The following is a 3705-nucleotide window of genomic DNA, read 5'->3' as shown; positions in this document are numbered from 1 at the left end:
CTGAACGCGGCTGCCGGAGGCGAGACCATGGCGCATTCCGCACTGACAGAGCCGGCGCCAGTCGCTGTCCGGATCCGCTCGGGTTGGCAGCGCCTGCGCGCGAGCCGCGGCTGGGCGATCCGGTCCATCATCGCCACCGCCTCGACCGGGTAGCGGCCGGTCGCCGATTCCGCCGAGAGCATCACCGCGTCGGCGCCGTCATAGATGGCGGTGGCGACGTCCGACGCCTCGGCCCGGGTCGGCGCCGGGGCGTTGACCATGGAGTCGAGCATCTGGGTCGCCACGACCACGGGCTTCACGGCCAGCCGGCAGGCTCGGATCAGCTCCTTCTGGCGCGCCGGCACATCCTCGTGCGGGATCTCGACACCGAGATCGCCGCGGGCAACCATCACGGCATCGGAGAGCCGGATGATGTCGTCGATCCGGTCCAGCGCCTGCGGCTTCTCGATCTTCGACATGATGCCGGCGCGGTCGCCGATGATGCCCCGCGCCTCGATCACGTCGGAGGGCTTCTGAACGAAGGACAGGGCGACCCAGTCGACGCCGAGATCCAGCCCGAAGGCGAGGTCGGCCCGGTCCTTCTCGGTGAGCGGCGAGAGATCCAGCAGGGTGCCCGGCAGGTTCACGCCCTTGCGGTTCGAGATCGGTCCGCCGGTGATCACCTCGGCGGTGATGGAAGTCCGCTCGGGCCCTGTGACCCGCACCCGCACCCGCCCGTCGTCGATGAGGAGTTCCTGGCCCGGCACGACGGCGTCGAAGATCTCCGGGTGGTGCAGCGGGATCGCCTGCTTGTCACCGTCGGCGCCCTCAAGGACGAAGCGCACCGTCTCCCCGGCCTGAAGATCGAGCCGGCCGCCCTGAAGCGTGCCGATCCGGATCTTCGGTCCCTGGAGATCCTGCAGGATGCCGATCGGCCGGCCCACCTCCTTCTCCAGGTCGCGGATCGCCGCGTGGACCTTGGCGTGATCCGCCTGGACGCCGTGGCTGAAGTTCAACCGGAACGTGTCGACGCCGGCGAGGAACAGGGCGCGGAGCTGGTCCGGCGTGGAGCTGGCGGGACCGACGGTGGCGACGATCTTGGCGTGGCGGTGACGGCGCATGCGGGTCTCGCCCTCCTGGGGCTGTCTCTGGGAATCGAGCCGGGCGCTCGGTCGCGCCGCCGCCGCACATAACAGTGCCCGGCACCGCCGCGGCTCCGGCCAGGCGATGTTTGGCGCGGCGGACTGATTCGGCCGGCGCCTATCTGGCTGTCTCCCGGGCGATCCCGGCAAGCCCGGCGTCGAACACGCCGGTGATGTCGGCGACCGCGTCGGCGTCGCTCATGCCCTCGGCGTCGAAGGTCGCGCTCCAGATCACCGTGGACCCTTCACCGTTGGGGCGGACCGCCAGTGTCGCGTTGTAGGCGCGCACCGGCAGGGGGCCCTGGATGAAGCTGTAGCTGTAGCTCATGCCTGTCTCGTCGCGCGCGGTCTCGACTTCCGCGATCGTGCCCAGGCCGCCCTTGACGACGAGGCCGCGGATCTGCGCGCGGATGCCGTCGTCGTCGTCCTCGCCCGACAGGATGCAGCGCTGGACCTGCGGGTGCCAGTTCTGGATCGCGCAGAAATCGCCGATCAGGGCCCAGAAGGCAGCCGGCGGGGCCGGGATGTCGCGGCTGCGGGTGACTTCCAGGGCACTGGCTGGTCCGGCGGCCAGAAGGGCCGCACCGATCGCCGTGAGATAAGCACGTTGCACGGTTCGGTCTCCTGGCGTTCGGGCTGACGTGACGCGACTTGGGGCGGAGCCGCCGTCGCGGCGAGTCCCCGTTGAAGGTGCCGTCGCGGGCTCGGTGTGCTACGTCGCGCGCATCTGGATCACCGGAGATGCCCATGGACGATCGCGCTGCGCCGATGCGGCCCGCGACCTGGAGCGGCCCCCTGCGGACGGTCCTGACGACCGGAGCCTCACTTCTGATCGGTCTGGTGGCGCCGACGCTCGCCGCCGCGGGGCCGGACCAATTCCCGCCGGCCACGCCCCAGCCCTTCGAGACCTGCCGGGCCGATCTGATCGCCTGGGTCACGGCGCGGGCCGTGCCGCAGAGCCTCGCCGAGGCGCAGCTCGCCACCCTGACGCCCGATCCGGACGTGCTCGCCGCAACGCAGAGCCAGGGGGAGTTCGTCCGGCCGATCTGGGACTACATCGAGGCCAGCGTCACGCCGGCCCGCATCGAGGCCGGTCAGCGCAAGCTCGCCGAGCACGCCGACACGCTCGCGGCCATCGAGGCCCGGTACGGGGTCGACCGCCACATCCTGGTGGCGTTCTGGGGCGTGGAATCGAGCTACGGCGCGGTGCTCGAAAACGCGGCAGTGGTGAAGCCGGTCGTCCGCTCGCTGGCGACGCTCGGCTGCAGTGATCCCAATCGCGCCACCTACTGGCGCGACGAACTGACGGCAGCGCTCCAGATCCTGGCCTGGAACCAGGCGCCCCTCGACCGGATGCAAGCGGGGCTCACCGGATCCTGGGCCGGCGCCATGGGGCACACGCAGTTCATGCCCAGCGTCTACCAGCGCGAGGCGGTGGATTTCGACGGCGACGGACGACGCGACATCTGGACCTCGGTGCCGGATGCGCTCGCGTCGACGGCTCATTACCTCATCACCCACGGCTGGAAGCCCGGGGCGGGCTGGGGCGCCGAGGCGGCGCTGCCCGAGAATTTCGATGCGGCCCTCGCCGACGAGACGACGGTCCGCACCATCGCGGCATGGCGGGCGCTCGGCGTGAAGCCTGCGCGTGACCGCGCGATGCCGGACGAGGCCGCGGCGACCCTGATCCTGCCCGCCGGAATCCGCGGCCCCGCCTTCCTGCTGCAGCCGAACTTCGCGGTGATCCTGCGCTACAACACGGCCCTGGCCTACGCGCTCACCGTCGCGCTCCTGTCGGATCGCCTGAGCGGCGACCCGGGCCTGGTGCACGACTGGCCGCGGGGCGACCGGCCGCTCACGGCCGACGAGCGGCGCGATCTGCAGACCCGGCTCACGGAGCGCGGCTTCGCCACCGGCGGGGTCGACGGCAAAATCGGCCCCAAGACGCGGGCGGCGCTGCGCGCCTTCCAGGGGTCGATCGGATTGCCGGCGGACGGCTATGCCGACGCCACGCTGCTGGACCGGGTCCGGGCGACGCCCTGAGTGGCGTCTACGCCAGGAAGGCGGGCTCGTCCCGGGCCAGCACCCGCTTGACGCTCTCCAGGTGCAGCCGCGCACTCTCGGCGCGTCCCGCCGCCTCCTGGGCCGCCACGTGCTTGACGATCGCCTCGGGCACGGTCTTGAGCGTGCGCCCCGTGCTCATGGCCAGGACCTGCGCCTGCGCGGCGCGCTCCAGATAGTAGAGATCGTCCCAAGCCTCCGCGATGGTCTCGCCCAGCACCATCACGCCGTGGTTCTTCAGGAACACCACGTCCGCCTCGCCGGCGCTCTCGGCGATCCGCCGGCCCTCGGACGCGTCGAGCGCCAGCCCGTTGTAATCCTCGTCCACGGCGATCCGGCCGTAGAAGCGCAGGGCCGTCTGGCCCGCCCATAGCAGCGGCTCGCCCTCCAGCATGGCGAGGGCCGTCGAATAGGGCATGTGGGTGTGGAACGCCGCCCGGGCGCGGGGCTTCAGCCGGTGCAACTCGGCATGGATGTGGAAGGCGGTGGCCTCGGGCTGACCTTCGCCCTCGACGACGTTGCC

Annotated in this window: 4 protein-coding genes; 1 reads left to right on the top strand and 3 read right to left on the bottom strand. The window is 71.4% G+C overall.

Annotated features, from left to right (window positions below):
* On the bottom strand, positions 1-1100 hold a 1100-nt coding region (gene pyk, locus I53_RS22295; protein WP_085987697.1), incomplete at its 3' end, for a pyruvate kinase.
* 139 nt (positions 1101-1239) lie between these two features.
* Positions 1240-1734 (bottom strand): SRPBCC family protein, encoded by a 495-nt coding sequence (locus I53_RS22290; RefSeq protein ID WP_043354806.1) that lies wholly within the window; start codon positions 1732-1734, stop codon positions 1240-1242.
* 134 nt (positions 1735-1868) lie between these two features.
* On the opposite strand from I53_RS22290, the gene I53_RS22285 reads away from it, so the two are divergent.
* The gene (locus I53_RS22285) at positions 1869-3164 is read left to right on the top strand and encodes a lytic murein transglycosylase (RefSeq protein WP_043354804.1); all 1296 of its coding nucleotides are present in this window, start codon (positions 1869-1871) and stop codon (positions 3162-3164) included.
* Positions 3165-3171: 7 nt separating this feature from the next.
* Here the strand turns inward: I53_RS22285 and I53_RS22280 are convergent.
* Positions 3172-3705, bottom strand: a 534-nt coding sequence (locus tag I53_RS22280) for an aldolase (RefSeq protein WP_043354802.1), incomplete at its 5' end; no start/stop codon positions are given.

Origin of the sequence: Methylobacterium sp. B1 (assembly GCF_000333255.1) — a bacterium.
GTDB classification, from domain to species: domain Bacteria; phylum Pseudomonadota; class Alphaproteobacteria; order Rhizobiales; family Beijerinckiaceae; genus Methylobacterium; species Methylobacterium fujisawaense.
Note: the sequence above shows the minus strand (reverse complement) of the source record. Positions and strands in the feature narration are given on the sequence as shown.

What these genes read in the sequence shown, in the direction of transcription:
- I53_RS22285 (WP_043354804.1), top strand. Translation starts at nt 1,869, where the DNA reads ATGGACGATCGCGCTGCGCCGATGCGGCCCGCGACCTGGAGCGGCCCC.